Genomic DNA, 25,988 nt, shown 5'->3' on the forward strand with positions numbered 1-25,988 from the left:
CTACACCTCCTGCACGCGCGCACGCGCCACGGGCATCAATCCGGCGCGCTCATCAAAGCCAAAACGCACGTTCATGTTCTGAATGGCTTGCCCGGCCGCCCCCTTCACCAGGTTGTCAATCGTGCTCACAATGATGAGTTGGTCGCGTTCGGGCACGGGGTGCAGACTGATGGCGCAGCGATTGGTGCGCACGGTGTGCGCGAGCGTGGCGGTTGCGCCTTCGGGCAAAAGCCAGATGAAGGGTTCATCGGCGTAGGTTTCGGCGTAGAGCGCCCGCAGGTCGTCGGCGCTGAGCCCTTGCGGCCAGGGGACGTAGATGGTGCTGAGAATGCCGCGCGAGACGGGGAGCAAGTGCGGCGAGAAGACAATGCCGCGCGGCGCGTGGTCGCCTGCGAGGGCGTGCAATTCCTGCTCGATTTCGGCGACGTGGCGATGGACGTGCCCAATGTTGTACGGCTTCAGGTTTTCATTGACTTCGACGAAGAGTGAGCCGAGTTTGGGCGAACGCCCGGCGCCGCTGACGCCGCTTTTGCTGTCGGCGATGATGGTGGCGCCGTCGAGTAAGCCGGCGTTCAGCAAGGGCGCCACCGCCAGCAAAATACTGGTGGGGTAGCAACCGGGGTTGGCAATCAACCGCGCCTGGCGCAACGCTTCGCGCCGCCATTCGGTCAACCCGTACACGGCTTCGGCAAGCAAATGGGGCGCGGTGTGCGGTTGGTTGTACCAGCGCGCGTAGACATCCGCATCATGCAAACGGTGGTCGGCGGAAAGGTCAATCACCACCGCGCCGGCATCCAGCCCGCGCTGCGCCCATTCTTGCGCCGCACCGTGCGGCAAACAGAGGAAGAGCACATCGGCGTCGCTCAACGAAACGTCTTCAACCGCCTGCAACTGAATGTCAAGGTCGGTTGGGTAGAGTGCGGACAACGGTTTGCCGGCATCGCTCCGCGCCGTTGCGAAGGCAATCTCCACATGGGGGTGGTACGCCAGCCATTGGAGTAATTCAAACCCTGTGTATCCAGTTGCGCCTAACACGCCTGCTCGAATCATGGAACCCCCTCACTTGATTGGTTGATGGTTGCCACCCGGCAGCGTAGCCCCATCGCAACGGCACACCGGGGTATGAAAAAACCCCCCAGACGCTGTGTCTGGGGGGTTGGTTACCGCGCTCTTGCGTTCGCCCAAGCACGCCTAACCAGACACATCGTCTGGAGCGACCATGCGAGGGCGACGAGGGTATCGGTTGTTGAGCGAACGCACTTGATACACCATGTTGAACAAACCAACCACTTCTGTTTTGATGAGTGGTGTACAGTATAAACATCTCGAGGGCGTTTGTCAATCACCACGCGCCGGGTTGCGCCCCGCTCTCACTCAATGGGGTGAGCGGCGAACGCGAGATATTTGCCTGTTCTCTCCATTCTCCGCATCATGAACCAGAACAACTGAGGGGAGAGAGACCATGCCGAGCCAATCCACACCTCACCGTGGACGCATTCAAGCGATTGAACTGAAACGCGCCACCTACCGGTATGCGGGCTTCGTCGTTGTCGAAACGGATGAGGGCGTATCGTATCGGCTTCCCATGGCGGGGACGGTTGCGCAATGGCTGCGTGTAGGGCAACGTGTGCGCCTGAGCGCGGAGACAACAACGCCGGGATTTGATGAGTATGCATTGCGCACGAGCCGCGCGCGTGTCTGGCCGCTGTTTGAACGCACCTACACGCTGGAACGACGCTCGCTTTTCTCCGACCGCCTGCTCTACACCTATCGGTTGCGCGCCCGTGAAGCGCGCTACGAGCGCGACTACGCCGCCATTGTGGAACTGGAACAGTACCACTACGCCTCGCGGGAGCGCCTGCTGGCGCTCTGGCATTGTGAACGCTGTGGGGCGGAGCAAGCCGCCAACGCACGCCCCGACTGTCCTCACGGGCATGGTCCCATGCGCTTCCTCGACCTGCGCGACGCCACCCGCGCCTCGCGCTTTTTGCTGCTTGAACTGCTTGACCGCCAACCCTACGAACCGTCTATCGTGGGCTATGTGCGCGTTGACCCACCGCTTCCGCTGCTGCATCGGCGGCGTCCCGACGGCACGCTTGACCGCGATATCCGACGCCGCATTTTCCCGCCTGAATGGTTCGACCATCCGTTTCACCCCAACCAGCATGTGCCCCCCGAAGCCTGGTGGGATGAACAAGGGCGCGCGCTCGCCAACGCCCGTTCACCCGTGGCACGGCTGGCGCGCGTCGTGATACACCCCGACTACCGCGCCGACGGGCTGGGCGTGCAAGCCATCCGGTGCATGGTGGATTGGGTGCGTGAACGCCGCATCCCCGACATGCGCGAACGCAAACGCGCCATTGAGACGGTGGCGCAAATGGCGCGGTTTCACCCGTTCATGGAAAAAGCGGGGTTTGTCTTTCTCTTTGAAACGGCGTCGGGGCGTCCGACGCTCTACCTCCCGCTCGATGAAACCGCGCAAAACGCTATCCAGCGCTTTTTGCAAACGGATGAAGTGGCGCGCACGCACGGCGGGCGACTCTACCATTCGCACCTGCGCCCGGTCGAACCGCTCAGCAGCGCCATCGTGCTGCGCGAGGTGACGAAAACCTATCACCACACGCTCAACCTTGAGGGGGTGTCCGAACCGGTACGCGAAGCGCTTGCCGCGTTTGGCGTCCAAGAACGCGATATTGAGACGCATATTTTCCGCCGCGCCACACTCACGCTTGAACCGGGAACCATCAACGCCGTTGTGGGGGCGTCTGGAAGTGGAAAAACCACGTTTCTGCGCCTGCTCATTGGGGCGGCAACCGGGCGCACCGAGCCGCTCTACCAGCCGGACAGCGGCGAAATTCACATGCCCGACAATGTGCGCCTGCAAGCGCTCATTCCGAACGAAGCCGAACCAGCGCTCGGCACGCAAGCCGTGCTCGAAGCCATCTACACGCTCACAGGCGACACCACCGAAGCCATTGAAATCCTCAACGCCGCCGGGCTTGCCGACGCCGTGCTCTTCCGCGCGCCCTATGCTACGCTTTCCACCGGTCAGAAAGCCCGCGTGCAGGTGGCGTGGGCGCTCGCCCATCGCCCCAATCTGCTCATCATTGACGAATTCGCCGCCCACCTAGACTCCCGCACCGCGAGCCGCGTAGGGCGCAAGGTTGCCGAACTGGCGCGCCGCCTGGGCATGACGCTGGTGCTGGTCACGCACCGCCCGGAACTCCTGCATGTGCTCGAACCCGACGCCGTCATCCTCGCCGGCTACGGGACGCTCTACCGCGCCGACGACTTGCCCGAATTGGGGCTTTTCATCCGCGAACCCTACGCCAGCCTGGTTGTGGACGGCAAGAAAACGTGGGAAATCCGCACCCGCCCCACGCATATCCGCGGACGCATCGGCATCATCAGCGGAGGGCGTGTCATCGGCACCGCCACCCTGCGCGACACCCTCGGTCCCTTCTCGCCTGAGGAGTTGCACGCCCACATCGAAAAGCATCACGCGACACCCGACGTGTTGAACGCCTACGCCCGTGGTCGCCCGCTCTACGCCTGGGTGCTCGACGACGCCCAACGCCTGCACACGCCCGTGCCTATTCGCCGCAAACCGGGGCATCAACTCTGGGCGAAGTTGGAGCGCGAGGAAGAGCGCCACGAGACAGGCGACGAGGAAGCATAAAAAAACCGCGTAGCCCGGCGAGGCTACGCGGTGATGACGATGACGAAAGGAGATCAGGCGGTTTGCATCGCGGGTTCGGGCAGTTGCCCGAAGATGACATCACCCGTCTTCGTGTCCACAATCGCGTAGGACCCGTCGCGCAGTGCGCCAGGGTTCACCACCAGCGTCGAGCCAATTTCAACCGTTCCACGCCCTTCGGGCGCACCACCCACGAACGCATACGCCGGCGCATAGGTCTTGATGAGATCGTTGATGACTTCATGCCCAATGTGCTTGCCGCCATCCAGGTCAATGTCTCCACGGCGCGGCGGCGTCGCAAAAATCAGCACCGGCGTGTACTTCGGCAACAGGCTTCGCAAGAAGTCCAGCCCGAAGAGCACTTCCCACGCCGGATAGACCAGCGCGTAGCGGTCTTCGCGCGTATCGTCGGCAATCGCGCCGCCAAAGCCCGCAAACACCAGGTCCCACGACGTCAGCGGCTTGAACGAGCGGTGAATCATGTCCACATTGGGCTCGACGACTTCATGGTTCAGCGACGCTTGCAGGTAGAGGCGCAGCGGCGCATCCAGATAGCCCGGCACAACCAGCACCGGCACATCCAGTTTGCCCATTTCATCAAAGAAGGCTTCAAATTCTTTCACCGCCTGATCTTCCAGCGTGCGCAGATACGCTTCATCCATCTGCACTGGTGTGCCTTCGGCTAACGCCTTTTCGTAGGCTTCGACGCGTTCATGCTTGCCCAAAATGTTGCCCGCGAAGACCACCGCTCCAATCTTTTCGCGTTGCACAAGGTCAATCACTTGCGGAATGCGTTCCGTCGCACCGCGCAGGTCGGCCAACGCCAGGATACGCATACCATCACCTCCTTTCTTTCAGAGTGTGGTACGCACTGCCATCGTCCAACCTGTTCGCTTTTTTCAAAACCGCATCGCCGTTAGAAACACGTTAGCAAAACATTGGAATGTTGTTAGTCTTGACGCCCCTTAGAGCAACAAAAGCGTTCCCAACCCCAGGAAGAAGAAGAACCCGCACACATCGGTCGCCGTCGTCAGGAAAATGCCCGACGCCAACGCCGGGTCGCGCCCAAGGCGTTGCAGCGTGAAGGGAATGAGCACCCCCGCCAGCGCCGCCACCAGCATGTTGCCCACCATCGCAACGCCGATGACCACGCCCAACATCGGGTTGCCTTTCCAAAGCACCGCCACCACGGCAACAACCAGGCCAATCACCACGCCATTGATGAAGCCCAGCATCACCTCGTAGCGCAGTGCCTTCCACACTTCATCCAGTTCCAAGCGCCCCAGCGCCAGCGAGCGAATGACAATGGTGGACGTTTGAATGCCGGCGTTGCCCCCCTGTCCGGCAATAATCGGCATGAACGTCGCCAACACGGCCACCCGCGCAATCGTGCTCTCAAAAAGCGACACCACCGCCGACGCCAGGAACGCAGTCAGCAGGTTGACCATCAACCAGAAAAGCCGTGTGCGCGCGGCTTCGCGAATCGGGCTGAACAGTTCGGCGTCTTCATCCATCCCCGCCAGGCGGTAAATGTCCTCGGTGGCTTCATCTTGCACCACGTCCAGAATATCCTCCACCGTGATGATACCCAGCAAATGGTCTTCTTCATCCACCACCGGCAACGCCAAGAAGCCATAGCGCGTGAACAAATCGGCGACCTCCTCTTGGTCGGCGTCCGCACGCACGGTAATCACGTTGGGGTTCATAATCTCGCCAATCGTCTGATGGGGGTCGGCGAGAATCAGCGCGCGCAAACTCACCACGCCCACCAATTTGCCGTGGCGGTCAAGCACATACAGATACGACAACTCGCGCTCGTCACGGTAGTGTGTGCGTAGAAACTCGAACGCCTCGGCAACGGTCATGTGGCGGCGCAACATGGGACCGGGGCGGTTCATCAACCCCCCAGCCGTATCGGGGGGAAATTCCAGCAACGGCGCCACCTCATCCGCCGATTCCATGTGCGCCAGTACCACGCCCGCTTGTTCGGGCGAAAGTTCCCCCAACACGTCGGCGGCAACGTCCGGCTCGACATCATCCAGCACGTGCGCCAGGCGCTCGGCGCGAATGTGCTCGATGACATCAGCCTGCTCGTCTTCGTCCATGTGTTCGAGCAAATCCGCCAGCCAGGCGTCATCAAGATGGCGAATGAGACGCTGTTGCGCCTCGTCATCCAAGCGCGCCAACACTTCAGCCGCCTCGCCAGGGTGCAGCGTGCGCAAGTACGCCGCCGCGGCGGCAACGTCATCCTGCTCCAACAATGCGCGCACAAACGCCAGCGCATCGTCAATGATGAGAGCATCCACCATGGCACACCTCCTGCGCTATGAAGTTGTGCGGGGGCGCAGTGCGGCGCGGAAAACAAAAAACCGACCGGCGAGGTGAAGGTCGGCAGAGACGAGGCAAACAGACCGACGGCAACCGGGTCAACCCCGGTGCGTCGGTCAGAGGCTATTCACGGGGTTGACACAGTTGCCCTGGGGTGTCTGCACTCGGTCGGCTTGCTTCGTAGCCTTCACCGCGCACCCACAGGGTTGCGTGTTCGTTCTGAAATTGCTGACTACTGTCGTCCATAGGATTACCGTCTGCGAAAGGGCTCCTCTTTTCAGGCTACCACGGCACAATTTGACAACAGCACGCAGACGATACCAAAAAGCGCGGAACGTGTCAAAAGAAAAAGCCCCTTTGACAAAGCGCCTACTCCGTCTATGCTCTCAGCTATGCACGAACAAGAACTTCGCCAATTACTCCAACATGTCGCTGACCGCACCATCAATGTAGATGAGGCGGTGGAAGCGTTGCGCACGCTTCCTTTTGAAACGCTGGGCTTCGCCACGCTCGACCATCACCGCGCCTTGCGCGTCGGTTTTCCAGAGGTGGTGTACTGTGCGGGGAAAACGCCCGCACAGGTGGCGGAAATTTTCGCGCGGCTCGCCGCCCGCAATCCGCGGGTGTTGGGCACACGCGCCACCACCGAACACGCCGACGCCGTGCGCGCCGTCTTGCCCGACGCCCAGTATGATGAAACCGCGCGCCTGGTCTGGATTGACCGCCAGCCGGACGCCCCGCGCCGTCCGGGCGTGCTGGTTGTCGCCGCAGGCACAAGCGACTTGCCCGTTGCCGAAGAAGCCGCCCGCACGCTCGAACTCATGGGGCACGCCCCCCACCGCATCTACGACGTCGGCGTGGCGGGACTGCATCGCCTGCTGGCGCACGTCCCCACCCTGCGCCGCGCCAACGTGATCGTGGTGGTGGCGGGCATGGAAGGCGCCCTGCCGAGCGTGGTCGCGGGGCTGGTGGATTGCCCGGTGATTGCCGTCCCCACGTCGGTGGGCTACGGCGCCAATTTTGGCGGGCTTTCGGCGCTGCTCACCATGCTGAACAGTTGCGCCAGCGGTATCGCCGTAGTCAACATTGACAACGGCTTCGGCGCCGGCTACATGGCGGCGCTCATCAACCGCCGCTGTCCCACACCCGACACCCACGAGGAGCATTCTTATGACAAGCACGACACTTGCGCCTGACCTGCAAGCCAAACTCGACCATCTGCGCGCCATCATCCGCGCGTGCGGTTCTGCGCTCGTCGCCTACTCAGGCGGCATTGACAGTACGCTGGTGCTGGCTGTGGCGCATGAACAACTGGGCGACAAGGCGCTCGCCTGCATTGGCGTTTCGCCCAGTTATCCGCGCCGTGAACTCGAAGAAGCCATCGCCATCGCCCGCGAAATCGGCGCGGCATACCGCCTTGTGGAAACCAACGAGCACCTGAACCCCAACTACGCCGCCAATCCCGTCAATCGGTGCTACTTCTGCAAATCCACCTTGCACAGCCACCTGGTCGCTATTGCCCGCGAGGAAGGTTGGAACGCCATCCTCGACGGCGCGAACGCCAGCGACGTGGGCGACTTCCGCCCCGGCATGCAAGCCGCCCGCGAAAAAGGCGTGCGCTCCCCGCTCCTGGAAGCCAACATCACCAAGCCCGAAGTGCGCGCCATCGCCCGCGCGCTCGGTCTGCGCATTTGGGACAAGCCCGCCATGGCGTGCCTCTCCTCGCGTGTGCCCCATGGCACGCCCATCACGCCCGACCTGCTGCGCCAAATCGAAGCCGCCGAAGATACGCTGGTGGCGCTGGGCTTCCGCCAATTCCGTGTGCGACATCATGGCGAAATCGCGCGTATTGAACTTGCGTCCGATGAACTGCTCCGCGCCATCGAACAACGTGAAGCCATTGTGGCGGGCGTCCGCGCCGCCGGGTATCGCTTCGTCACGCTCGACCTGGCGGGCTACCAGCGCGGTTCAATGAACGCCATCCACGTGGCGCGTGATGACATTCGGACGCGTAAACCCATCTCATGACGCACACAGAAGGAGGAACACATGAACCGTACCGTCAAAATTGCTCTGATTATTGTCGGAATCACGCTCGCAATTTGTTGTCTGGCGTTCTTTGGCGGCTATCTCTTCCTCAAACGCCAATTTGATGTGGTGGCAGACCCCGACCAAGCGCGCACCATGGCGCACAGCATCACCGACTACACCTTGCCGTCCGGCTACTCCGAACAATTCGGCTTCCGCGTTGCCAACCTCTTCACCTATGTTGTGATTGCGCCCACCACGAACGAACAAGACGGCATGCTTTTTGTGCTGGCACAAGCTCCTGACGACGCCGGATTTGACCCCGAGACCGCCCGCACGACCGTCGAGGGGCAAGTCGGGCGACGCATGGAGGGCGTTCAGCAGACGGAGGAACGCACCGTCACCATTCGGGGTGAGGAACGCACCATGCTCATCTTTGAGGGCACAGACGCCGAATCAGGAGAAGCCATGCGCATGGCGTTCGTTTCGTTCACAGGCAACAATGGTCCCGCCTTCCTTCTGGTGATAAGCCCCAGCACAGCGTGGGACGAAGAAGCCCTCAACCAATTCATCGCCTCAATGCGCTAACCATGCTAGCCTACATTGACGCCCAAGCGGGCGTTTCGGGTGATATGCTGCTCGGCGCGCTCGTGGACGTGGGCTGGCCGCTCGACGCTTTGCGCACGACGGTGGAACGCCTGCACCTGCCGCGCGAGAAGTGGCGGGTGTGGGCGGAATCCGTCCAGCGGGGGGCGTTGCGCGCCACCCTGGTGCATGTGGAAACCGACGAAGAACACCACCACCGCCACCTGCCCGACATTCGCGCGATGATCGAAGCCGCCGACCTGCCCGAAGCGGTCAAGCAGGGCGCGATTGGTGTTTTCACCCGCCTGGCGGAAGCCGAAGCCCACGTCCACGGCATCGCGGTTGAAAAGGTGCACTTTCACGAAGTCGGCGCACTGGACGCCATCATTGACATCGTGGGCGTGGTGGCGGGCTTCCACGCGCTGGGCATCACGCAAGTGTACGCCTCTCCCGTACCCCTGGCGCATGGCTGGGCGAACACCGCCCACGGGCGCATCCCCCTGCCCGCGCCCGCCACGCTGGAACTGCTTGCGGCGGTCAACGCCCCGACACGTCCCGCGCCCGGCGAAGGCGAACTCGTGACGCCCACCGGCGCGGCGCTGCTGGCGCATCTCGCTCGCTTTGAACAGCCCCCCATGCGTATCCAGCGCGTCGGCTACGGCGCAGGGCAAAAAACCTTCCCCTGGCCTAACGTGGTGCGCCTCTGGCTGGGCGCATCCGACGACGAGGGTCCCCTGCGCCTGCTCGAAACCAACATTGACGACATGAACCCCGAACTCTTTGGCACACTGCCCGAACGGTTGCTCGCCGCCGGCGCGCTCGACGTCTGGTTCACGCCTGTGCAGATGAAAAAGGGGCGCCCTGGGGTAGTGGTGCAGGTGCTCGCGCGCGCCGCCGACGAAGCCCGGCTCGCCACCCTGCTGCTGCGCGAAACCACCACGCTGGGCGTGCGCGTGCACGACGTGCGCCGTTACGAAGCCGCGCGCGACTTTCAGACGGTACAAACCCCCTACGGGGCGGTGCGCGTGAAACGCAAACACCTGAACGGGCGCACCGTGGGCGCAATGCCCGAATTTGAGGAATGCCGCCGCCTGGCGGAAGCCCACAACGTGCCCGTGCGCGACGTGTACGAAGCCGCCTTCGCCGCCGCGCAACATCTCGTGGAACGCGAGGCATAGCCCATGCGCCGCGCACACCTGGCTGAAATTGGCGAACGACTCGCCTGCGACCATCTCCGCGCCCACGGCTACGACATTCTGGCGCGCAACTGGCGGTGTCGGCAGGGCGAACTCGACATCGTCGCCCGCGACGCCGACGGCTACGCTTTTGTGGAAGTGAAAACCCGCCGCGGGCGCACGTTCGGCGCTCCCGAAGAGGCCTTCACCCCCCGCAAAGCCGCCCGTGTGCGCGCCGCCGCGCATGCCTGGTTGGCGGAACACCTGGGCGACCAGCCCGTTGATTGGCGCATTGACCTGGTTGCCGTAGAATTGGACGCGCGCAACGTTCTCAAACGCATCACACTCTACCGATTTGTGGAAGTCTGAACCGATGAGCAAGCAAACGTATCTGTTGCACAACATTGACGCCGAAACTCTGCGCGACTATCTGGAAACCGCCGCGGCGCGCGCCCATCTCAACCTGGTGTTCCTCATGCGGCGCTGGAACGGGCGTTTCGCGACCTACAACCTTGCCGCACCGCTCGCCGCAACACCCGCCGACGCCCGCGAACGCGATCGCGGCTACCGTGTCGTGGGGCGCGTCAAATTCAACACACAACCCGACGGGCGCATCATGCTGGTTGTCAGCCCGCCCGCCCTGTGCGACCCCAACCCCACTCCTGACGATGAAGCCCGCTATACCGCCTTCATCGAAGCCTTGCAGAGACTCCTGCCGCGCGAGGTGCTGGTGGAATGAGCGACGAACAGCCCCACCTGCCGCCGCTGATTGCGGTTGTCGGACCGACCGCCGTCGGCAAAACGGCAACCGCCATTGCGCTGGCGCAAGCCTTTGACGGCGAAATCGTCTCCGCCGATTCGCGCCAACTCTACATCGGCATGGATATCGGCACAGCCAAACCCACGCCCGAAGAACAAGCCGCCGCCCGCCACCATCTCATTGACATTCTCACGCCCGACCAGCAAATGACGCTGGCGGATTTTCAAGACCGCGCCTACGCCGCGATTGCCGACATCACCGCACGGGGCAAGTTGCCGCTGCTGGTTGGCGGCACCGGTCTGTACGTGCGCGCCGTGCTCGAAGGCTATCGTATCCCGCGCGTGCCGCCCAACCCCGAGTTTCGCCGCGCGATGGAAGCCCTGGCGGCGCGCGAAGGCGCGCAAGCGCTCTACACCCGCCTGCAAGCCCTCGACCCCGAAGCCGCCGCCAACATTGACCCCCGCAATGTGCGGCGCGTCATCCGCGCGCTGGAAGTCATCGAAGCCACGGGTGAACCGTTCAGCGCCCAACAAGGGCGCGAGCCGCCCCCCTACGACATCTTGCGCATCGGCTTGACCATGCCGCGCGACGCCCTCTACGCCCGCGCCGACGCCCGTATCCGCGCCATGTGGGAAGCGGGCTGGGTGGACGAAGTACGGCGTTTAGTGGCGGCGGGCTACACGCCCGAAACGTCCGACGCCATGAAAAGTCTGGGGTATCCAGAAGTGGTTGCCTACGTGCGGGGGGAGATAACCGATGAAAACGAAGTGCTGCGCCTCATTGGGCGCAGCACACGGCGGTTTATTCGGCAACAGTATGGCTGGTTTCGGCTTGACGACCCACGCATCCACTGGTTCGACGTGCAACAACAACCGCGCGAGGCGATTACGGCGTTTGTGGCTCAGTGGCTGGCTCGTCGCTCGCCTCCGTCTCCTCCGCCTCGCCAATGAGCGCATAGCCCACACGGCGAATGTTGCGCAAGTAAATTGGGTTGTCAGGGTCGGGTTCCAACTTACGGCGCAGATAGAGCACGTAGAGTTTCAAGTTCTGGCGTTGGGCGTCGCGGTGCCCCCACACGTGCTCCAGCAACTGGTCATGCGCCAGTGGCACGTTCACATTTTCCGCCAGGTAGAAGAGCAAGCGCTCTTCGGTGGGAGACAACTGCAAGCGCCGCCCATCCCGCAACACGAGACGGCGCGTCAAATCAATCTCGACGTTGCTTTCGGGCAAGCGCACCACGCGGGGTTGCGGGACGTTGAGCCGCACCAGCCACTTCTTCAAGCGTGCCACAATTTCGGCTGTGCGCGTTTTTTCGACAACATCATCAGCGCCCGCCGCCAAAATCTCGACCACGGTTGCCTCTTCATCGTGGTCAACAAGCACCAGAACCGGCAACCGCGAATGCGTGCTGACAACTTCGCAAATTTCGCGGCACGCCTCGAGCGAAAGGTCATCTTTCGCCACCAGCACGGCGTCCAGAAAATCGCGGTTGAACACTTCCAGGGCTTCCTCCGCCGAGGAAACCGCAACGACACGAAAAGACTCTTCTTCCAGCGCACGACGCAAGGTCAGAAAGGGCTCGCTGTTGGGTGAAACAAGCAATATCTTATACATCGTCGGCTCCATCGTTTGTTTATGATGTACACACCTGGATACGCGAAAAATGGTATAAGTTTTTGTTTTTTCGTCAATTTAGCCAATGCAATTGTATGCAAATGTGCCCAAAATAGCGTATCAAAAGAGCAAACAAAAACCGTTCCGCAAAGATGATACATGCCTGGCACAGCAAAGCGCAAGAGGAACAATTTCCTAGTGTGCACCCCGATTTCTCTTGTTGGGCAAACCGGTTATACTCGCCCGCGGCTGGCAATCAAATTCCCCACCAAACACCATGCGCCAAAAGATACTGAGCAAGACCGGCTTGCTGCTCGATACACGTGCTGAACGCCTTTTCCTGCTCCTCGCTCGCCTTGCGCGTGTCGGGCTGCTCCTGCTGGCGATTATCTTCATCACCGTGACGGGGCTTGCCATGGCACGCGGCACGCCCCCCATCGAAGCCATCCGCGAGGCGACGCCGCACACGTGGGAACTCGCTACGCACATTTTGCGCGGCGATTTCGGCGAAACACGCGCGGGGAGCATCACACTGGCGCCTGTCCCCGTCGCCGACGTTGCCCGTGACGCCCTGCTGAAAAGTGTGGGATTGTTGGCGGCGGCGTTGCTCACCGCCGGCGTGGTGGGGATTGCACTCGGTTGGCTGGCGGTTTGGCGACGCCAACGCGGCTGGTCGCTCATGGTCATGCTGGGGGCGCTTATTGGCGTCTCATCGCCGAGTTTCTTCATCGCCATGTTGCTGCAATTGCTGATGATTCGCTGGGCGCAATGGCAAGGCACGCCGCTTTTCCCCGTGGCCGGTTTTGGCTGGGATCGCCATATCGTGCTGCCTGCGCTTGTGCTCGCCGCCCGCCCAATTGCCCAACTCAGCCGCGTTACCTACCTCGCGTTGCTCGACACCCTGCGCCAGGACTACGTTCAGGTGGCGCGGAGCAAGGGGCTTTCGGAGCGCCAGGTGTTTTGGCGTCACGTCTGGCGCAACGCCGCTATTCCCATCCTCACCACGTGGGGCGTCTCACTCCGCTACGCGCTGGCAAGCCTGCCCGTGGTTGAGTTTTTCTTCGGCTGGCCTGGTGTGGGCTTCACCTTGCTCAAATCCATCGCTCGCTACGACGATACCTTGACGGTTGTACTCCTGCTGGCGCTCAGCCTGCTCATCCTGGCGGTCAACGGCACGCTCGACCTGCTCTACCGCTGGATTGACCCCCGTGTACGTGAACAGGCTCGCCAACAACGCAAAACGACGCGCGGCGCAGGCTGGGGCGACGGTCTGCGCGACCTTCTTGCCGACCTGCGCGACCTCATACTCAACAACACTCTGTTCGACCGCCTCCGCAGCCGCGACGCCACCCCACACCGCATTTCCACCATCCTCGCCGCCCGTGGACACAAACCCGCCACAGACACCTACGCGGCGGCGCGACGCCGCGCCTGGATACGCGGCACGCTGCGCAACGTGCCGCTTCTGTTGGGCGTGGTGCTCGTGCTGGGCTTGGGCTACGTGGCGCTATTCGGCGCGTCGCTCGCACCACACAGCCCCTACACCACCCGCGGGCTAACGTTTGAAAACGGCGAAATGCGCGTGCCCCCCTTCCCTCCCGACGACGAATTCCCCTGGGGAACCGACGCCCTGGGGCGCGACATGATGAGCCTGGTCGTGGCGGGGGCGCGTCAAACGCTCACGCTGGCGCTGCTTGTGGTGCTCATCCGCATGGTTGTGGGGGTGGTGCTGGGGCTTTTCGCCGGCTGGCGCGCCGGTAGTCGAAGCGACGCGCTCATTGTGGGGCTTGCCGACCTGCTCGCCGCCATGCCGAGCCTCCTGCTCGCCATGCTCGCTATTCTCGCCGTGGGGATTCGGCAAGGCATGCTCGCGTTCATCGTTGGGCTCAGCCTGGTGGGCTGGGGTGAAATCATGCAACAGGTGCGCGCGCACGTCATTCGCCTGAAACCGCAACCCTTCGTCGAAAGTGCGGTGGCGGCGGGATTGCGTGTACCGCGTCTGGTGCTGAACCACATTGTGCCCAACATTGTGCCCATGCTCATCTCAATCGCCGCGCTCGAAATGGGGGCGGTGCTCATGCTGCTGGGCGAACTCGGCTTCATCGGTATCTTCATCGGCGGTGGGGCGTTCGCCGAACTGGACATCGCCGCCCCACTCTACCACTACTCCGACGTGCCCGAATGGGGCGCGCTGCTCGCCAATGTGCGCCTCTACGCACGCGCCTACCCGTGGATGGCGCTCTATCCGGCGCTGGCGATTTTCGTAGCGATTCTCGCCTTCAATCTGCTGGGCGAAGGCGTGCGCCGCCTCATCGAAGAGGTCGGCGTCTCGTTTTCGCGCGTGTTGAACCGCTACACACTGGCGCTGGCGATTGTAGTTGTGCTGACCATCAACTGGGTGCAAGCCAACACAGGCGCGGTCGCCTTCTACAAACGCCAGGCCGCCACTTTTGACGCTTCGCGCGCCTTTACACACGCCGATCGCCTTGCCGCTCCTGAATGGCAAGGGCGCGCACTGGGCAGTGAAGGGCTGGACGCCGCGGCGGCATACATCGCTGAACAGTTTGCGCGTGTGGGTGTGCAACCCGCAGGCGAAGATTTGACGTTCTTCCAGCCGCGCAAACGCGCCTACGAGCAATTGACCGCTATTCCCACGCTGACCATTGAAGACGGCGGCGCACCGCCGCGCTATCGCCGCGACTACGCCGAATATCCCGACCGGTTCCGCAACCTGGGTGAAGCCCACGGGCGCGTGCGCCTGCTCCTTATGGGAGAGTTGACCGCGCAAGGCACGTTCTTCCGCCAGCGTATTCCCGCGCTAGAAAATCTGGATTTCTCCGACGACATCCTGCTTGTGGTCAACCAGCGCGACCTCGAATACGCCCGCTTCATTCCACGTGCGGGTGTGCTGGTCGTCGCCGAAGATGAAACCGATCTCCAACGCCGCGCCACCCTCTCCCCGCGCGACCCGGTGGTGGAACTCTTCGGCACGGGACGCCGCGTCGGGCAAGATGCGCCTGTGCTCTGGATTAGCGAAGCGCTGGCGAACCGCCTGTTGGCGGAAACAGGCTTCACGGTGGATGAGTACCGCCGCGCTGAAACCACGCTGGGGCTTGACGAAATTGTGGCGCGCGACCTGCAACCGACCGTCCACATCCGTGTGGAAGGCGAAATCCGCGAGGACGTGCCCGTTGCGCATGTGGTGGGCTACATTCCCGGCACATCCGACGACCTGGACAACCAGATGCTGCTCGTCATGGCGAAATACGATGGCCCCGCCCTGGCGCCCGACGGCGAGATTGTGCCCGGAGCCAACGACAACGCCAGCGCCGTCGCCGTCATGCTCGAAGCGGCGCGCGTGTTGCAAGAGAGCGGCTATCAGCCCTACAAAACCATCCTCTTTGTAGCGTACAGCAACGAAGGGCTGGAAGGTGGGCAAGTGCCGCCTATCGAACCGAGCCAATTCCTCAAAGCCAAATATGGTTTCGATGGCACTTTCCAGCCCGAAGCCGTGTTCCACATCGGACCCGTTGGCGATGGGACAGGCAATGCGCTCGAAATCTCGGCGGGTGGGAGCGAGCGCCTGGCGCGCCTCGTCGAACGCGCGGCTGACCTGATGAACGCCCCTTCTGCACGCGCCCGCGAGGACGTGGATTTGAGCATTGTCTTCGAGGAACGCGATTTCCGCGTCGGCGGACAAGAAGCCCCAACCGTGGCGCTTGCCTGGCAAGGGTGGGACGCCACCGCCCGCACACCAGCCGACACCATCGAACGGCTCGACGTCGAACGATTGCGCCATGCAGGGCGTACACTCGCCCTCACGCTCATGATTGCAGGGCGCGAAACCACATACTGAGCAAAAATCAGGCCTAATTCCCCCCTTCATTTGCGTTGAGTACACACAAAACCACACAACCAACCACAAGGAGTTGAGGATGCCAACGCCGCAGGCTGTATTGGCTGAACTCAAAGCACACTTGCAATTTCTGAGCGACTTGGGGGGGGCCGTTGGTTTGCTTCGCTGGGATCAGGTGACGTACATGCCCCAAGGCGGTGCGAGCGCCCGCAGTCGCCACATCGCCACGCTGAGCCGTCTCTGGCAAGAACAGTTTACCGCGCCGCACATCCAGGAGTGGCTCGACGTGCTCGTGCCCTATGCCGAAACCCTGCCCTACGATGACGACGACGCCGCGCTCATCCGCTATGTCGCCCGCGAGTATGACCGCCGCCGCCGCATTCCAACCGACTTTGTCGCCGAAATGTCACGCCACCTCAGCGCCAGCCGCCAGGCTTGGGGGGAAGCCCGCCAAACGGGCGAGTTTGCCACGGTGCAACCCTTCCTCGAAAAAACGCTCGATTTCAGCCGCCGCATGGCGGACTACCTCGCACCCTACGACCACCCCATGGACCCCCTCATCCAGCAAAGCGATGAGGGTTTCGACACCGCGACGATTCGCGCCTTGTTCGACACGTTGCAGCGCGGATTGGTGCCTCTGGTACGCGCCATCGCCGACGCCCCGCGCCCCAACACCGATTTTCTGGCACACACCTACGATTTCGACACGCAAATGGCATTTCTGCACGACGTCCTTACCGCGTTCGGCTATGACTGGCAACGTGGACGCCACGACCTGACGGCGCATCCCTTCGCCATCCGCCTCTCACATGGCGATGTGCGCATCACCACACGCTTCACCCCCGACTACCTGAACGCCCCCCTCTTCCCCTCCATGCACGAATCGGGGCACGCCATCTACGAGCAAAACGTCTCCCCCCGCTATGAAGGCACACCGCTCGCACGCGGCGCGTGGTCGGGTGTGCATGAAAGCAGTTCGCGCCTGTGGGAAAACCGTGTCGGGCGGAGCCGCCCGTTTTGGGAGCACTACTACCCCCGTTTCCAGCGCCTGTTTGCCGACCACCTGGCACACGTACCGCTCGATGATTTCTACGCCGCCATCAACGTGGTCGAACCCTCTTTCATCCGCGTCACCGCCGACGAAGTCACTTACAATCTGCACATCATGATTCGCTTTGAACTGGAAGCACAACTGCTGGAAGGCAGCCTCAGCATTGCTGAATTGCCCGAAGCATGGAACGCCATGTACGAAGAATTTCTGGGTGTGCGTCCCCCCAATCACAAAGTGGGCGTCTTGCAAGACGTGCATTGGTACAACGCCCTCATTGGTGGACGTTTTCAGGGGTATGCGTTGGGGAACATCATCGGCGCCCAACTCTTTGAAGCCATTCAGGCAACGCACCCCGACATCGAAGACCACATCGCCGCGGGCGAATTTGACACCCTGCGCGGCTGGTTGACCGAACACGTGTACCGCCACGGGCGCAAATACCTACCGCTCGAACTGGTCGAACGCGCCACGGGCAAACCACTGAGCGTTGAACCGCTGTTGCGCTACCTCTACGCCAAGTTTGGCGACCTGTACGGACTCAACCTGGAACCGTGAGCCATGCGGCGCAATCGTCCACCACTCCTCGACGCTCACGCCCATCTCGACCAGTACGACGACGCCCACCTGCCCGCCGTGCTAGCGGCGCTTGCCGCCCAGCGCATCTTCACCATCGCCGTCAGCATGGACGCCGCATCATATGCCCGCACCTGTGCCATTGCCGCCCGTTCTCCCTGGGTCATGCCGGCTTTTGGCGTGCACCCGTGGCACGCCGCCACCGCCTGGCAGACACGCCACACATGGCTTCACCACCTTGCCGAGGCGCCGCTTTTCGGCGAAATCGGACTGGACACAGTGTGGGCACCGCCGAACACGCTTGACGTTCAGCGGCGCATTTTCCATCTCTTTCTGGAAGCCGCCGCTGCGCGGCATCTCCTGATCAACCTGCACACCAAAGGCGCGGAAGCCGAAATCCGCGACAATTTGCGGGCGTTCGGCATCACTCCCGCCATCATCCACTGGTATTCAGGTCCGCTTGACGTGCTCGACGACCTCATCGCCGACGGGCATGTTTTCACTATCGGCGTCGAACTGCCATACACCCCACACATTCAAGCCATTGCACGCCGTATTCCCCTCGGTCAACTGCTCACCGAAACAGACAACTCCGGCGGTCTTCCCTGGCTCACAGGCGAAACAGGCATGCCGCACCATCTGCACGGCGTACTGACGCACCTTGCCGCCCTGCGTGGTCTTTCGGTGGATGAAGTGCGTGCACATGTGTGGCACAACTGGCGGCATCTCTGTGCAACGTATCGGTTAGAGGTTCGCTAGAGCACAAATGCGGTGGGCCAATTTCTGGGCTGTCAAGGTTTGCATCGGCTCAACACCCTGTTGCTTTCCCGTGCCACACAGCAACGGCCCCACACGTAGCCGCCACGCATCCCCCGGCAGCGGCTCCCGCGTGAGCCATACGCCGGCCCAGGGGTCATACAACCGCACGCCGAATTCGTAGAGCGCTAAGTGCTCGTCCCATTCTTTGCCCAGGAAGGTGTAGTGGTTGTGCGGGTCCGTCCAGTTGCCACGGGCTGGCAGGAACCACCATGGGTACCGTTAATGAAGGAACAAACACCCTCTTACTTAACCATTACCCCACGCACTTCTTCGGTTTCGACACACCATCACTCACCCACATAACCCCAACTAATCAGACTCAGATGTATCTGTACTCTCTCCCTCATCACTCTCATCTTCCCCCAAGATCTCCTCCGGCAACAGGTGATAGGCTTTCCCCGTAGAAGCATCTACCGCTATCACCCCCCCAGGTCCTTTCAACTCCAACCCTAACTCCTCTATCAGCTCCCTCACCGTTACCCCTCCCGACCGCCTCCATTCCTCCCGCCGCTTCTGTCGCAGCTCTTGAAACCGAAATGCCGGCACCTTCCCCTGCCTGGGCTTCGGAGGAAATAAGTGATTTCGCGCTTCCTCTCGTGATACTTTCCCCTCCAGAAGATCCTGCCAGGTGAAGGACAACGGCTTGGGCGGCGAAGTCTTGGAAAAGTACTCCTCCCCTAAAAACCGCTCTACCTCCTCCGCCAAAGCAAGCTTCTCGGATGTGCCACTATCCAGCACACACCCCCCCAAGGTGAGTAAAACCCCTCCATCCTTCATCCATTCTACCTCCACAGGCAACCTCTTCGCCACCTCCTCCAACTTCTTCCTCCCCATCAGCTCCACATATTCAGGCCCCAGAAAGTTCCCCCAAAAAATCCCCGGCAACCCTCGCCTGAGGTTCATCGGTCCGGTCTTTGCGTGTAGTGTAGAGCTGAACTCAACTATCCCATAGGCAGGGCTCACAAGTCGGTACAGCGCTTTCCCCAGCTCTAAGAAATTCCGCTGGGCTCCCTCTTCTCGAAAGTAGTCCGCCTCCAGACACACATCAATAGTGTCAAAAGGAAGAGAACCTGTAGCATTGATATCCACCATTATCCGACCACGGGGATAAAGGGTGCGGCGGAGAAGGCAGACTTTAACAACTTCCTTTGGAGGAACTTCGCGCCACGCCCGGTAATACTCCTCCAGGTGCTGCGACAGCTTGAGCCACCGCTCCCCGGTCCAGCCCGTATTTATACGGTCCGGAGCGTAGCCATATCGCTCTAAGATCTTCAAAAATGCCTCCGCCACCTCCGGCGCGTCAAAGGGCTTGACCACCCAAAAGGTCAACCCCACATTCTCAAAGTTGTCCCAGTCGAAACGTTCCCGCTTCATAACAACCTCCCATCCTGGCAATTTACGGCATTGGGATATGGTACCACTCAATGCCGTATTTTTTGAACAATTTGATCATCGACTCGTTGGGTGGCTGGTTGGTGAAGTAGTACCGTAGCGGTTTGCCGATTTCTTCAGAAATTTCGAGGTACTTCCCCGCTTGTTCAACGAATCTGGATGAGAGAGTAGGGCGCGACAGGTTTTTGACCTCGATGAGGTAGTTTTCTGTCTCAAAGTCAATAAAAGCGCGCTTCCCCTCGGGAGTGGTGAAATACGCATGTCGTCGTAAGATTGGTTCCCCCATCTCCTGGAGTAACCCCTCGACGTACTCTTCACTTGCACGCCCGATTTGCACTGGCGAGACACGATTACGGGCAAGGCCCTGCGCACATCTGACTTGGACCTGTGCGCCCCAAGCCCGCACCGCCTCGCCGCCGTAGAGGCTCAGTGTGAGCAACGATGCCCCCGCCACAGCCGTCCGCTGCCCCCACGTCCGCGCTTGCGGCGAGAGATAGGGGTTCAGCCCCACCGACATCCCACCCCACATAGCCGCCGACCCCGCCAGCACTCCACCGGCCGCCGCCATCGCCGCCCCCAGAGCCACCGTCCGCCTGTTCAGCCAGGCCGGCCAATAGCCATACGCATCCACCCAATTGACAGGGTTGGCGTGGACGAAAGCATACCGGTGCCACGTCCTCGGTCGCCACGCATCGCCGGGCAAGGGCTCCCGCGTGAGCCACACCCCCGCCCAGGGATCGTAGAGGCGGGCGCTGTAAGAGCAAGCGGCTGCTTATTATGCCAGCAGGAAAAAAACAATTTGTCAAAAACGGTATTTGCTACCAAAATGATATTCCAAACGACAAATAAAGGACGCCCACATGGAAATCGGTTTGTACAGTTTCGGCGAACGCACGATTGACCCCGAAACCGGGCGGCTCATCAGCCCGCAAGAGCGCATGCGCCGCTTGCTGGAAGAAATCAAGTTGGCGGATGAAGTTGGGCTGGATGTTTTCGGGCTGGGCGAACACCACCGCCCCGACTACATTATCTCCGCCCCGGCTGTTGTGCTGGCAGCGGCGGCGGCGCGCACACGCCGTATTCGTCTCACCAGCGCCGTCACTGTGCTCAGTTCGGATGACCCGGTGCGTGTCTTCCAACAGTTCGCCACGCTGGACCTCATCTCCAATGGCCGCGCAGAAATCATGGTGGGGCGCGGTTCGTTCATTGAATCGTTTCCCCTCTTTGGCTACGACTTGAACGATTACGATGCCCTTTTTGATGAAAAATTGCGCTTGCTCTTGCGCATCCGCGAATCCGAATGCATCACATGGTCGGGACGATTCCGCCCACCAATTGAAGACCGGTGCATCTACCCCCGCCCGGTGCAAGACCCCTTGCCCGTCTGGGTGGCGGTTGGCGGTTCACCCCCCTCTGTGGTGCGTGCCGGCACATTGGGGCTTCCCGTCATCCTCGCCATTATCGGCGGCATGCCCGCCCGTTTTGCACCACTGGCAGCCCTCTATCGCCAAACGGCGCGCCGCGCGGGGCACACCCCCATCTTTGGTATCGCCTCGCATGGTTTTCTGGCGGATACTACACGCGACGCCCGCGACACAGCATTCCCCGCGTACAAAGCGCAAATGGACCGCATCGGGCGCGAACGTGGCTGGCCTCCCATGACCCGCGCGCAATTCGATGCGTCATGCACCCTGCACGGCGCGAACTTTGTAGGCACGCCCGAAGAGGTCATCGAGAAAATTCTCTACCAGCATGAACTCTTCGGCCATGAGCGTTTTCTTCTCCAACTGACAGTGGGCACCCTTCCACACAAAAAAGTGTTGCACGCCATCGAACTGTTGGGCACCAAAGTTGCGCCCGCCGTGCGCCGCGCGTTGGGCGTTTCCTCGCCTCGCTGAACATATCAAGCAAGCCACACCCCACAGAGGGCGCCTCCGTAAGATACCACCCTCTCAAACGCCCACGACCACCGCGCCCTTGTCTCTCCTGATAGCAACGCTATACTTGCGCGCGGCTGACAAGACAGCCCAAACAGACCCTGAGGAGGAGCCAATGTCTGCACAAACAGGAACATGGCGTGCCAAAGCCGGTTTGGCGCAAATGCTGAAAGGCGGCGTCATTATGGACGTGACGACCGCCGAGCAAGCCAAAATCGCGGAAGAAGCGGGCGCCTGCGCGGTGATGGCGCTGGAACGTGTCCCCGCCGACATTCGCAAGGAAGGCGGTGTGGCGCGTATGGCTGACCCCGAAAAAATCCTCGAAATCATGGAAGCGGTCAGCATTCCCGTGATGGCGAAATGCCGCATTGGGCACTTTGTGGAAGCCCAAATCCTGGAAGCGCTGGGGGTGGACTACATTGACGAAAGCGAAGTGTTGACCCCCGCCGACGAAGAAAACCACATTGACAAGCACCAATTCAAAGTGCCCTTTGTCTGTGGGGCGCGCAACCTGGGTGAAGCCTTGCGCCGCATTGCCGAAGGCGCGGCGATGATTCGCACCAAGGGCGAAGCCGGCACCGGCAACGTGGTGGAAGCCGTGCGCCACGCCCGCACGGTCATGGGCGAAATTCGCCGCCTGCAAGCCATGCGCCCCGACGAACTCTATGCCGAAGCCAAGCGCCTGGGCGCGCCTTACGAACTCGTCAAAGAAGTCGCCGAAACGGGACGCCTGCCGGTGGTGAACTTTGCCGCCGGGGGGATTGCCACCCCCGCCGACGCCGCGCTGATGATGCACCTGGGCATGGACGGTGTCTTTGTGGGGAGCGGCATTTTCAAATCGAGCAACCCGTTCGAGCGCGCCAAAGCCATTGTGCAAGCCGTCACCTACTACGACGACCCCGCTATGCTCGCCGAATTGTCGCGCGGGCTGGGTGAAGCCATGCCGGGAATTGACGTGAGCAAGTTGGCGGAAGATGAACGCCTGGCAACGCGAGGGTGGTAGGTATGGCAACGATTGGCGTTCTGGCACTGCAAGGCGGTTTTCGCGAGCATGAGGAGATGCTGACGCGCCTGGGGGCCACCCCGCGCAAGGTGCGCCGCGCGGAAGAACTGGAAGGGCTGGACGCGCTCATCATTCCAGGCGGCGAAAGCACCACTATTCGCCGCCTGGCGAGCGCCCACGGGTTGATTGAACCGATACGCGCGTTCGCCCAACACCACCCCGTCTGGGGCACTTGCGCCGGGCTGATTGCGCTTGCCAACGACATTGGGGAAGAACCGCCGATTTTCGGCGGGTTGAACGTGCGCGTACAGCGCAACGCCTTTGGGCGACAGGTGGACAGTTTCGAGACCGAGTTGGCTGTGCCCGCGCTGGATGCGGTTGCCGAGGAAGAAGAGCGTGGGCGTCCCTTCCCGGCCGTCTTCATTCGTGCGCCGGTGATCGAACAGGTGGGCGAGGGCGTGGATGTGCTGGCAACACTTGACGATGGGCGCATTGTCGCGGTGCAACAGGGGCATTTGCTGGGCACCGCTTTCCACCCCGAATTGACGGACGATACGCGGTTCCACCGCTATTTCCTGCAACTGGTGCAATCGCCCACGCCGGCCTAAGCCCACCACGCCTAACGCAAAACGCCGCGACAGGCAATGCCTGCCGCGGCGTTTCTTTTCTGCAGCAGACCAACTATTTTTGTGAGGCTTCCAGCGCCTGTTCCAGGTCCGCCAGGATGTCGTCAATGTGCTCAATGCCGATGCAGAGACGAATCATGTCGGGGGTGACGCCGGCGGCGCGTTGCTCTTCTTCGCTCAACTGGCGGTGCGTGGTGGAAGCGGGATGCGCAGCCAACGAACGCACGTCGCCGATGTTGACCAGCCGCTTGAAGAGTTTGAGCGCGTCGTAGAATTTGACGCCCGCCTCGTAGCCGCCTTTCACGCCGAATGAGAGCAACGCCGAGGGGCGACCGTTGGTGTATTTCTGCGCCAGTTCGTAGTAGGGGGAATCGGGCAAGCCGGCGTAGTGCACCCATTCGACGTAGGGATGTTCTTTAAGGTATTGCGCCACGGCAAGCGCGTTTTCGGTATGGCGCTCCATGCGCAACGGCAAGGTTTCGATGCCCTGCAAAATCAGGAAGGCGTTGAACGGGCTGATAGCGGAGCCGGTGTTGCGCAACGGCACGGTGCGGGCGCGCGCGATGTACGCGGCGGGACCGAATGCTTCGGTGTACACAACGCCGTGGTAGGCGGGTTCGGGTTGGGTGAGCATGGGGTACTTTTCAGGATACTCCGCCCAGGGGAATTTGCCGCTGTCCACGATGATGCCGCCAAGCGAGGTGCCATGCCCGCCCATGTATTTGGTGAGCGAGTGCACGACGATGTCTGCGCCGTAATCAATCGGCTTGATGAGCACGGGTGTGGCGACGGTGTTGTCCACAATCAGGGGGACGCCATGGCGGTGCGCCATTTCGGCGAGCGCCTCAATATCCACAATGTTGCCGGCGGGGTTGCCAATGCTTTCGCAATAGACGGCAACGGTTTTTTCGTCAATCAACTTTTCCAGGCTTTCGGGGCGGTCGTCTTCGGCAAAGCGCACTTCAATGCCCTGCTTGGGCAACATGCCGGAAAAGAGCGTGTACGTCCCACCATACAGCAGCGGCACACTGACGATATTGCTGCCGGCTTCGGCGATGGTGAGGATGGCGTAGTTGATAGCGGCGCTGCCCGCACTGGTCGCGAGGGCGGCGATACCGTGTTCCAGTTGCGCCACACGCTCTTCCAGCACCGCCTGTGTGGGGTTCATGATGCGGGTGTAGATGTTGCCGGGCACTTCCAGGTTGAAGAGTGCCGCACCATGCGCCGCGTCATCAAACGCGTATGCCACGGTTTGGTAGATGGGCACGGCGATGGATTTGGTGGCGGGGTCGTGGTCCCAACCGCCGTGAATGGAAATGGTTTCGTCGCGCATGCAAGCCTCCTTGTGTAAATTGTTTTTTCGACATACACCCCGTTTGAACGGGATGGGATGCCCTCGCTAATAGCCGTTGTTCTCCTGCTCTTGCAGGTGGCGAATGCCCAACGGGTCTTCGGGGTCAATACCGGGCTTGAACGGTTTGCGGCGGTCAATATCCGTCACGCGATAGACCAGCCCAAGCCAGTTGTTGAAAATCGCCTTGGCGGTATCGCCCCATGTGTTGTCGAGATAGGGCAAGAGCGCCGATTCGGGGAAGGGGGGCGGCTGTGTGCCGCGTCGTTTGGCAAGTTCCACGGCGGCGCGGTAGGTGTCGGCGATGGCGGCGGCTTCAGGCGGGAAGTAGTTTTCAGGATGCGGCGGGTAGTCATCGCGCTCGCCGCGCACGTAGCGAAAGACTTCGCGCTTGTATTCTTTGAGCAGGCTGTTGGTGTTGTATTCGGGGTGCCCCTGGAAGTAAATGAACCGCAAATGGTCCGGGCTGACCGCCATATGCACGCCTGCTTCGGCGCTTTCAACAAGAACCACCAACCCCGCGCCCACAAATTGCGTGCGTGTAATTTCATTCCAGCGCGAATGGGGCACGTCAAAACGGGTGTTGATGTCGGCAAGCAAGGGGTGGCGGCGTGTGATACGATGCGAATAGACGCCCCACCGCTTACGCGGCAAACGCTGGCGGTCAATGCCGTAGAAATATTTGATGAGCGCATGTGTCGCCAGGCATGAGCACAAAATGGACGTTACGTTTTCGCTCGCCCACGAAATCACCTCCACCAGAGGCTCCCAAAAGGCTTCTTGCTCCAACGAGGGATTGGTGACATTCGCGCCTGTGATAATGAGCGCGTCCAGTCCTTCTTCTTTCAACGTCTCAAAATCTTCGTAGTACGCATCAATGTAGGCTTGCGTCTCCGGCGAACGGGGCAACCCCGGCACAGTAAACGGGTGCACAAAAAACTGCACAATCTTGTTGCACCCGCCAATCAAGCGCATGAACTGCCGCTCGGTCACCTGCAAAGCGGCATCGGGCATCATATTGAGCAAGCCGATATGCAACTCGCGAATATCCTGATGAAGGGCGTGTTCCAGTGGGAGCACGTCCTGTCCATAACGGCGAAGGTCTTCAAATGTTGGCAAGCGCGAATGCGCCACAAGCGGCATCGTGGCTTCCTCCTGACTGGTGTCTTGTCGGTCTCTTCAGGGGATGGGCT

The 25,988-nt window shown here is 61.4% G+C and carries 22 protein-coding genes and 1 pseudogene; 14 read left to right on the forward strand and 9 right to left on the reverse strand.

Annotated elements, in window-relative coordinates; translation table 11 throughout:
- Nucleotides 1-1,050, reverse strand: a complete 1,050-nt coding sequence (argC, locus tag SE16_RS04480; RefSeq protein WP_054493982.1) for an N-acetyl-gamma-glutamyl-phosphate reductase — start codon at nt 1,048-1,050, stop codon at nt 1-3.
- Nucleotides 1,051-1,462: 412 nt separating this feature from the next.
- Between argC and SE16_RS04485 the strand changes: the two genes are divergently transcribed.
- Nucleotides 1,463-3,679: an ATP-binding cassette domain-containing protein gene (locus SE16_RS04485; protein WP_054493983.1), complete on the forward strand. Its 2,217-nt coding sequence runs from the start codon at nt 1,463-1,465 to the stop codon at nt 3,677-3,679.
- 53 nt (nt 3,680-3,732) lie between these two features.
- Here SE16_RS04485 and SE16_RS04490 read toward each other — a convergent pair whose 3' ends face one another.
- Nucleotides 3,733-4,533, reverse strand: a complete 801-nt coding sequence (locus tag SE16_RS04490) for a metallophosphoesterase family protein (protein ID WP_054493984.1) — start codon at nt 4,531-4,533, stop codon at nt 3,733-3,735.
- A 129-nt stretch (nt 4,534-4,662) separates the two neighbouring features.
- Entirely contained in the window at nt 4,663-6,006 is a 1,344-nt protein-coding gene (gene mgtE, locus SE16_RS04495) for a magnesium transporter (protein ID WP_054493985.1), read from the reverse strand.
- Between the two features lie 411 nt (nt 6,007-6,417).
- On the opposite strand from mgtE, the gene larB reads away from it, so the two are divergent.
- The 7 genes from larB to miaA are packed head-to-tail and all read left to right on the forward strand — an operon-like array spanning nt 6,418 to nt 11,523.
- On the forward strand, nt 6,418-7,221 hold the full coding sequence (gene larB / locus SE16_RS04500) for a nickel pincer cofactor biosynthesis protein LarB (RefSeq protein WP_060687292.1): 804 nt from the start codon (nt 6,418-6,420) through the stop codon (nt 7,219-7,221).
- Complete coding sequence (gene larE / locus SE16_RS04505; protein ID WP_054493986.1) at nt 7,196-8,053, forward strand: ATP-dependent sacrificial sulfur transferase LarE; 858 nt, start codon at nt 7,196-7,198, stop codon at nt 8,051-8,053. Before larB ends, larE begins: the two co-directional genes overlap by 26 nt.
- A gap of 21 nt (nt 8,054-8,074) precedes the next feature.
- The gene (locus SE16_RS04510) at nt 8,075-8,641 is read left to right on the forward strand and encodes a hypothetical protein (protein ID WP_054493987.1); all 567 of its coding nucleotides are present in this window, start codon (nt 8,075-8,077) and stop codon (nt 8,639-8,641) included.
- 2 nt (nt 8,642-8,643) lie between these two features.
- A complete protein-coding gene (gene larC, locus SE16_RS04515) occupies nt 8,644-9,816 on the forward strand; it encodes a nickel pincer cofactor biosynthesis protein LarC (RefSeq protein ID WP_054493988.1) in 1,173 nt (390 codons plus the stop codon).
- A 3-nt stretch (nt 9,817-9,819) separates the two neighbouring features.
- Entirely contained in the window at nt 9,820-10,182 is a 363-nt protein-coding gene (locus SE16_RS04520) for a YraN family protein (protein WP_054493989.1), read from the forward strand.
- Between the two features lie 4 nt (nt 10,183-10,186).
- The gene (locus SE16_RS04525) at nt 10,187-10,552 is read left to right on the forward strand and encodes a hypothetical protein (protein ID WP_060687269.1); all 366 of its coding nucleotides are present in this window, start codon (nt 10,187-10,189) and stop codon (nt 10,550-10,552) included.
- Nucleotides 10,549-11,523, forward strand: a complete 975-nt coding sequence (miaA, locus tag SE16_RS04530; protein WP_054492252.1) for a tRNA (adenosine(37)-N6)-dimethylallyltransferase MiaA — start codon at nt 10,549-10,551, stop codon at nt 11,521-11,523. The genes SE16_RS04525 and miaA overlap by 4 nt, the downstream gene beginning before the upstream one ends.
- Here miaA and SE16_RS04535 read toward each other — a convergent pair.
- A complete protein-coding gene (locus tag SE16_RS04535; RefSeq protein WP_054492253.1) occupies nt 11,459-12,187 on the reverse strand; it encodes a response regulator transcription factor in 729 nt (242 codons plus the stop codon). The genes miaA and SE16_RS04535 overlap by 65 nt on opposite strands.
- 277 nt (nt 12,188-12,464) lie before the next feature.
- Here SE16_RS04535 and SE16_RS04540 point away from each other — a divergent pair, with 277 nt between their 5' ends.
- The 3 genes from SE16_RS04540 to SE16_RS04550 all read left to right on the forward strand — a co-directional run bounded on the left by SE16_RS04540 (nt 12,465) and on the right by SE16_RS04550 (nt 18,426).
- Complete coding sequence (locus tag SE16_RS04540) at nt 12,465-16,043, forward strand: ABC transporter permease subunit (RefSeq protein ID WP_152918035.1); 3,579 nt, start codon at nt 12,465-12,467, stop codon at nt 16,041-16,043.
- A gap of 79 nt (nt 16,044-16,122) precedes the next feature.
- On the forward strand, nt 16,123-17,649 hold the full coding sequence (locus SE16_RS04545) for a carboxypeptidase M32 (RefSeq protein WP_054492255.1): 1,527 nt from the start codon (nt 16,123-16,125) through the stop codon (nt 17,647-17,649).
- Between the two features lie 3 nt (nt 17,650-17,652).
- On the forward strand, nt 17,653-18,426 hold the full coding sequence (locus SE16_RS04550; protein WP_054492256.1) for a TatD family hydrolase: 774 nt from the start codon (nt 17,653-17,655) through the stop codon (nt 18,424-18,426).
- Here SE16_RS04550 and SE16_RS16680 read toward each other — a convergent pair.
- The 3 genes and pseudogenes from SE16_RS16680 to SE16_RS04560 form a co-directional block, all read right to left on the reverse strand.
- Nucleotides 18,412-18,687, reverse strand: a complete 276-nt coding sequence (locus SE16_RS16680) for an RHS repeat-associated core domain-containing protein (RefSeq protein ID WP_152918038.1) — start codon at nt 18,685-18,687, stop codon at nt 18,412-18,414. The genes SE16_RS04550 and SE16_RS16680 overlap by 15 nt on opposite strands.
- Nucleotides 18,688-18,795: 108 nt before the next feature.
- A complete protein-coding gene (locus SE16_RS04555) occupies nt 18,796-19,860 on the reverse strand; it encodes a hypothetical protein (RefSeq protein WP_054492257.1) in 1,065 nt (354 codons plus the stop codon).
- Between the two features lie 22 nt (nt 19,861-19,882).
- Nucleotides 19,883-20,626, reverse strand: a pseudogene (locus tag SE16_RS04560) (hypothetical protein); the annotation flags it as partial.
- 112 nt (nt 20,627-20,738) lie between these two features.
- On the opposite strand from SE16_RS04560, the gene SE16_RS04565 reads away from it, so the two are divergent.
- From SE16_RS04565 to pdxT, 3 genes are all read left to right on the forward strand, one after another.
- Entirely contained in the window at nt 20,739-21,776 is a 1,038-nt protein-coding gene (locus SE16_RS04565) for an LLM class flavin-dependent oxidoreductase (protein WP_054492109.1), read from the forward strand.
- Between the two features lie 154 nt (nt 21,777-21,930).
- Nucleotides 21,931-22,818 (forward strand): pyridoxal 5'-phosphate synthase lyase subunit PdxS, encoded by an 888-nt coding sequence (gene pdxS, locus SE16_RS04570; protein WP_054492110.1) that lies wholly within the window; start codon nt 21,931-21,933, stop codon nt 22,816-22,818.
- Nucleotides 22,819-22,820: 2 nt separating this feature from the next.
- The gene (pdxT, locus tag SE16_RS04575; protein ID WP_054492111.1) at nt 22,821-23,426 is read left to right on the forward strand and encodes a pyridoxal 5'-phosphate synthase glutaminase subunit PdxT; all 606 of its coding nucleotides are present in this window, start codon (nt 22,821-22,823) and stop codon (nt 23,424-23,426) included.
- A 73-nt stretch (nt 23,427-23,499) separates the two neighbouring features.
- Here pdxT and SE16_RS04580 read toward each other — a convergent pair whose 3' ends face one another.
- Both SE16_RS04580 and metA read right to left on the reverse strand, forming a co-directional pair.
- Nucleotides 23,500-24,777, reverse strand: coding sequence for an O-acetylhomoserine aminocarboxypropyltransferase/cysteine synthase family protein (locus SE16_RS04580; protein ID WP_054492112.1), 1,278 nt, complete (start codon nt 24,775-24,777; stop codon nt 23,500-23,502).
- 66 nt (nt 24,778-24,843) lie between these two features.
- Entirely contained in the window at nt 24,844-25,938 is a 1,095-nt protein-coding gene (gene metA / locus SE16_RS04585) for a homoserine O-succinyltransferase MetA (protein ID WP_054492113.1), read from the reverse strand.
- Between the last annotated feature and the right edge of the window lie 50 nt (nt 25,939-25,988).

The organism is Ardenticatena maritima (assembly GCF_001306175.1).
Taxonomy (GTDB): domain Bacteria; phylum Chloroflexota; class Anaerolineae; order Ardenticatenales; family Ardenticatenaceae; genus Ardenticatena; species Ardenticatena maritima.

What these genes read in the sequence shown, in the direction of transcription:
- metA (WP_054492113.1), bottom strand. Translation starts at nt 25,938, where the DNA reads ATGCCGCTTGTGGCGCATTCGCGCTTGCCAACATTTGAAGACCTTCGC.
- SE16_RS04485 (WP_054493983.1), top strand. Translation starts at nt 1,463, where the DNA reads ATGCCGAGCCAATCCACACCTCACCGTGGACGCATTCAAGCGATTGAA.
- SE16_RS04525 (WP_060687269.1), top strand. Translation starts at nt 10,187, where the DNA reads ATGAGCAAGCAAACGTATCTGTTGCACAACATTGACGCCGAAACTCTG.
- SE16_RS04550 (WP_054492256.1), top strand. Translation starts at nt 17,653, where the DNA reads ATGCGGCGCAATCGTCCACCACTCCTCGACGCTCACGCCCATCTCGAC.
- SE16_RS04565 (WP_054492109.1), top strand. Translation starts at nt 20,739, where the DNA reads ATGGAAATCGGTTTGTACAGTTTCGGCGAACGCACGATTGACCCCGAA.
- SE16_RS04510 (WP_054493987.1), top strand. Translation starts at nt 8,075, where the DNA reads ATGAACCGTACCGTCAAAATTGCTCTGATTATTGTCGGAATCACGCTC.
- SE16_RS04535 (WP_054492253.1), bottom strand. Translation starts at nt 12,187, where the DNA reads ATGTATAAGATATTGCTTGTTTCACCCAACAGCGAGCCCTTTCTGACC.
- SE16_RS04540 (WP_152918035.1), top strand. Translation starts at nt 12,465, where the DNA reads ATGCGCCAAAAGATACTGAGCAAGACCGGCTTGCTGCTCGATACACGT.
- mgtE (WP_054493985.1), bottom strand. Translation starts at nt 6,006, where the DNA reads ATGGTGGATGCTCTCATCATTGACGATGCGCTGGCGTTTGTGCGCGCA.
- SE16_RS04555 (WP_054492257.1), bottom strand. Translation starts at nt 19,860, where the DNA reads ATGAAGCGGGAACGTTTCGACTGGGACAACTTTGAGAATGTGGGGTTG.
- pdxT (WP_054492111.1), top strand. Translation starts at nt 22,821, where the DNA reads ATGGCAACGATTGGCGTTCTGGCACTGCAAGGCGGTTTTCGCGAGCAT.
- larC (WP_054493988.1), top strand. Translation starts at nt 8,644, where the DNA reads ATGCTAGCCTACATTGACGCCCAAGCGGGCGTTTCGGGTGATATGCTG.
- argC (WP_054493982.1), bottom strand. Translation starts at nt 1,050, where the DNA reads ATGATTCGAGCAGGCGTGTTAGGCGCAACTGGATACACAGGGTTTGAA.
- larE (WP_054493986.1), top strand. Translation starts at nt 7,196, where the DNA reads ATGACAAGCACGACACTTGCGCCTGACCTGCAAGCCAAACTCGACCAT.
- SE16_RS04490 (WP_054493984.1), bottom strand. Translation starts at nt 4,533, where the DNA reads ATGCGTATCCTGGCGTTGGCCGACCTGCGCGGTGCGACGGAACGCATT.
- SE16_RS04580 (WP_054492112.1), bottom strand. Translation starts at nt 24,777, where the DNA reads ATGCGCGACGAAACCATTTCCATTCACGGCGGTTGGGACCACGACCCC.
- SE16_RS04520 (WP_054493989.1), top strand. Translation starts at nt 9,820, where the DNA reads ATGCGCCGCGCACACCTGGCTGAAATTGGCGAACGACTCGCCTGCGAC.
- pdxS (WP_054492110.1), top strand. Translation starts at nt 21,931, where the DNA reads ATGTCTGCACAAACAGGAACATGGCGTGCCAAAGCCGGTTTGGCGCAA.
- miaA (WP_054492252.1), top strand. Translation starts at nt 10,549, where the DNA reads ATGAGCGACGAACAGCCCCACCTGCCGCCGCTGATTGCGGTTGTCGGA.
- larB (WP_060687292.1), top strand. Translation starts at nt 6,418, where the DNA reads ATGCACGAACAAGAACTTCGCCAATTACTCCAACATGTCGCTGACCGC.
- SE16_RS04545 (WP_054492255.1), top strand. Translation starts at nt 16,123, where the DNA reads ATGCCAACGCCGCAGGCTGTATTGGCTGAACTCAAAGCACACTTGCAA.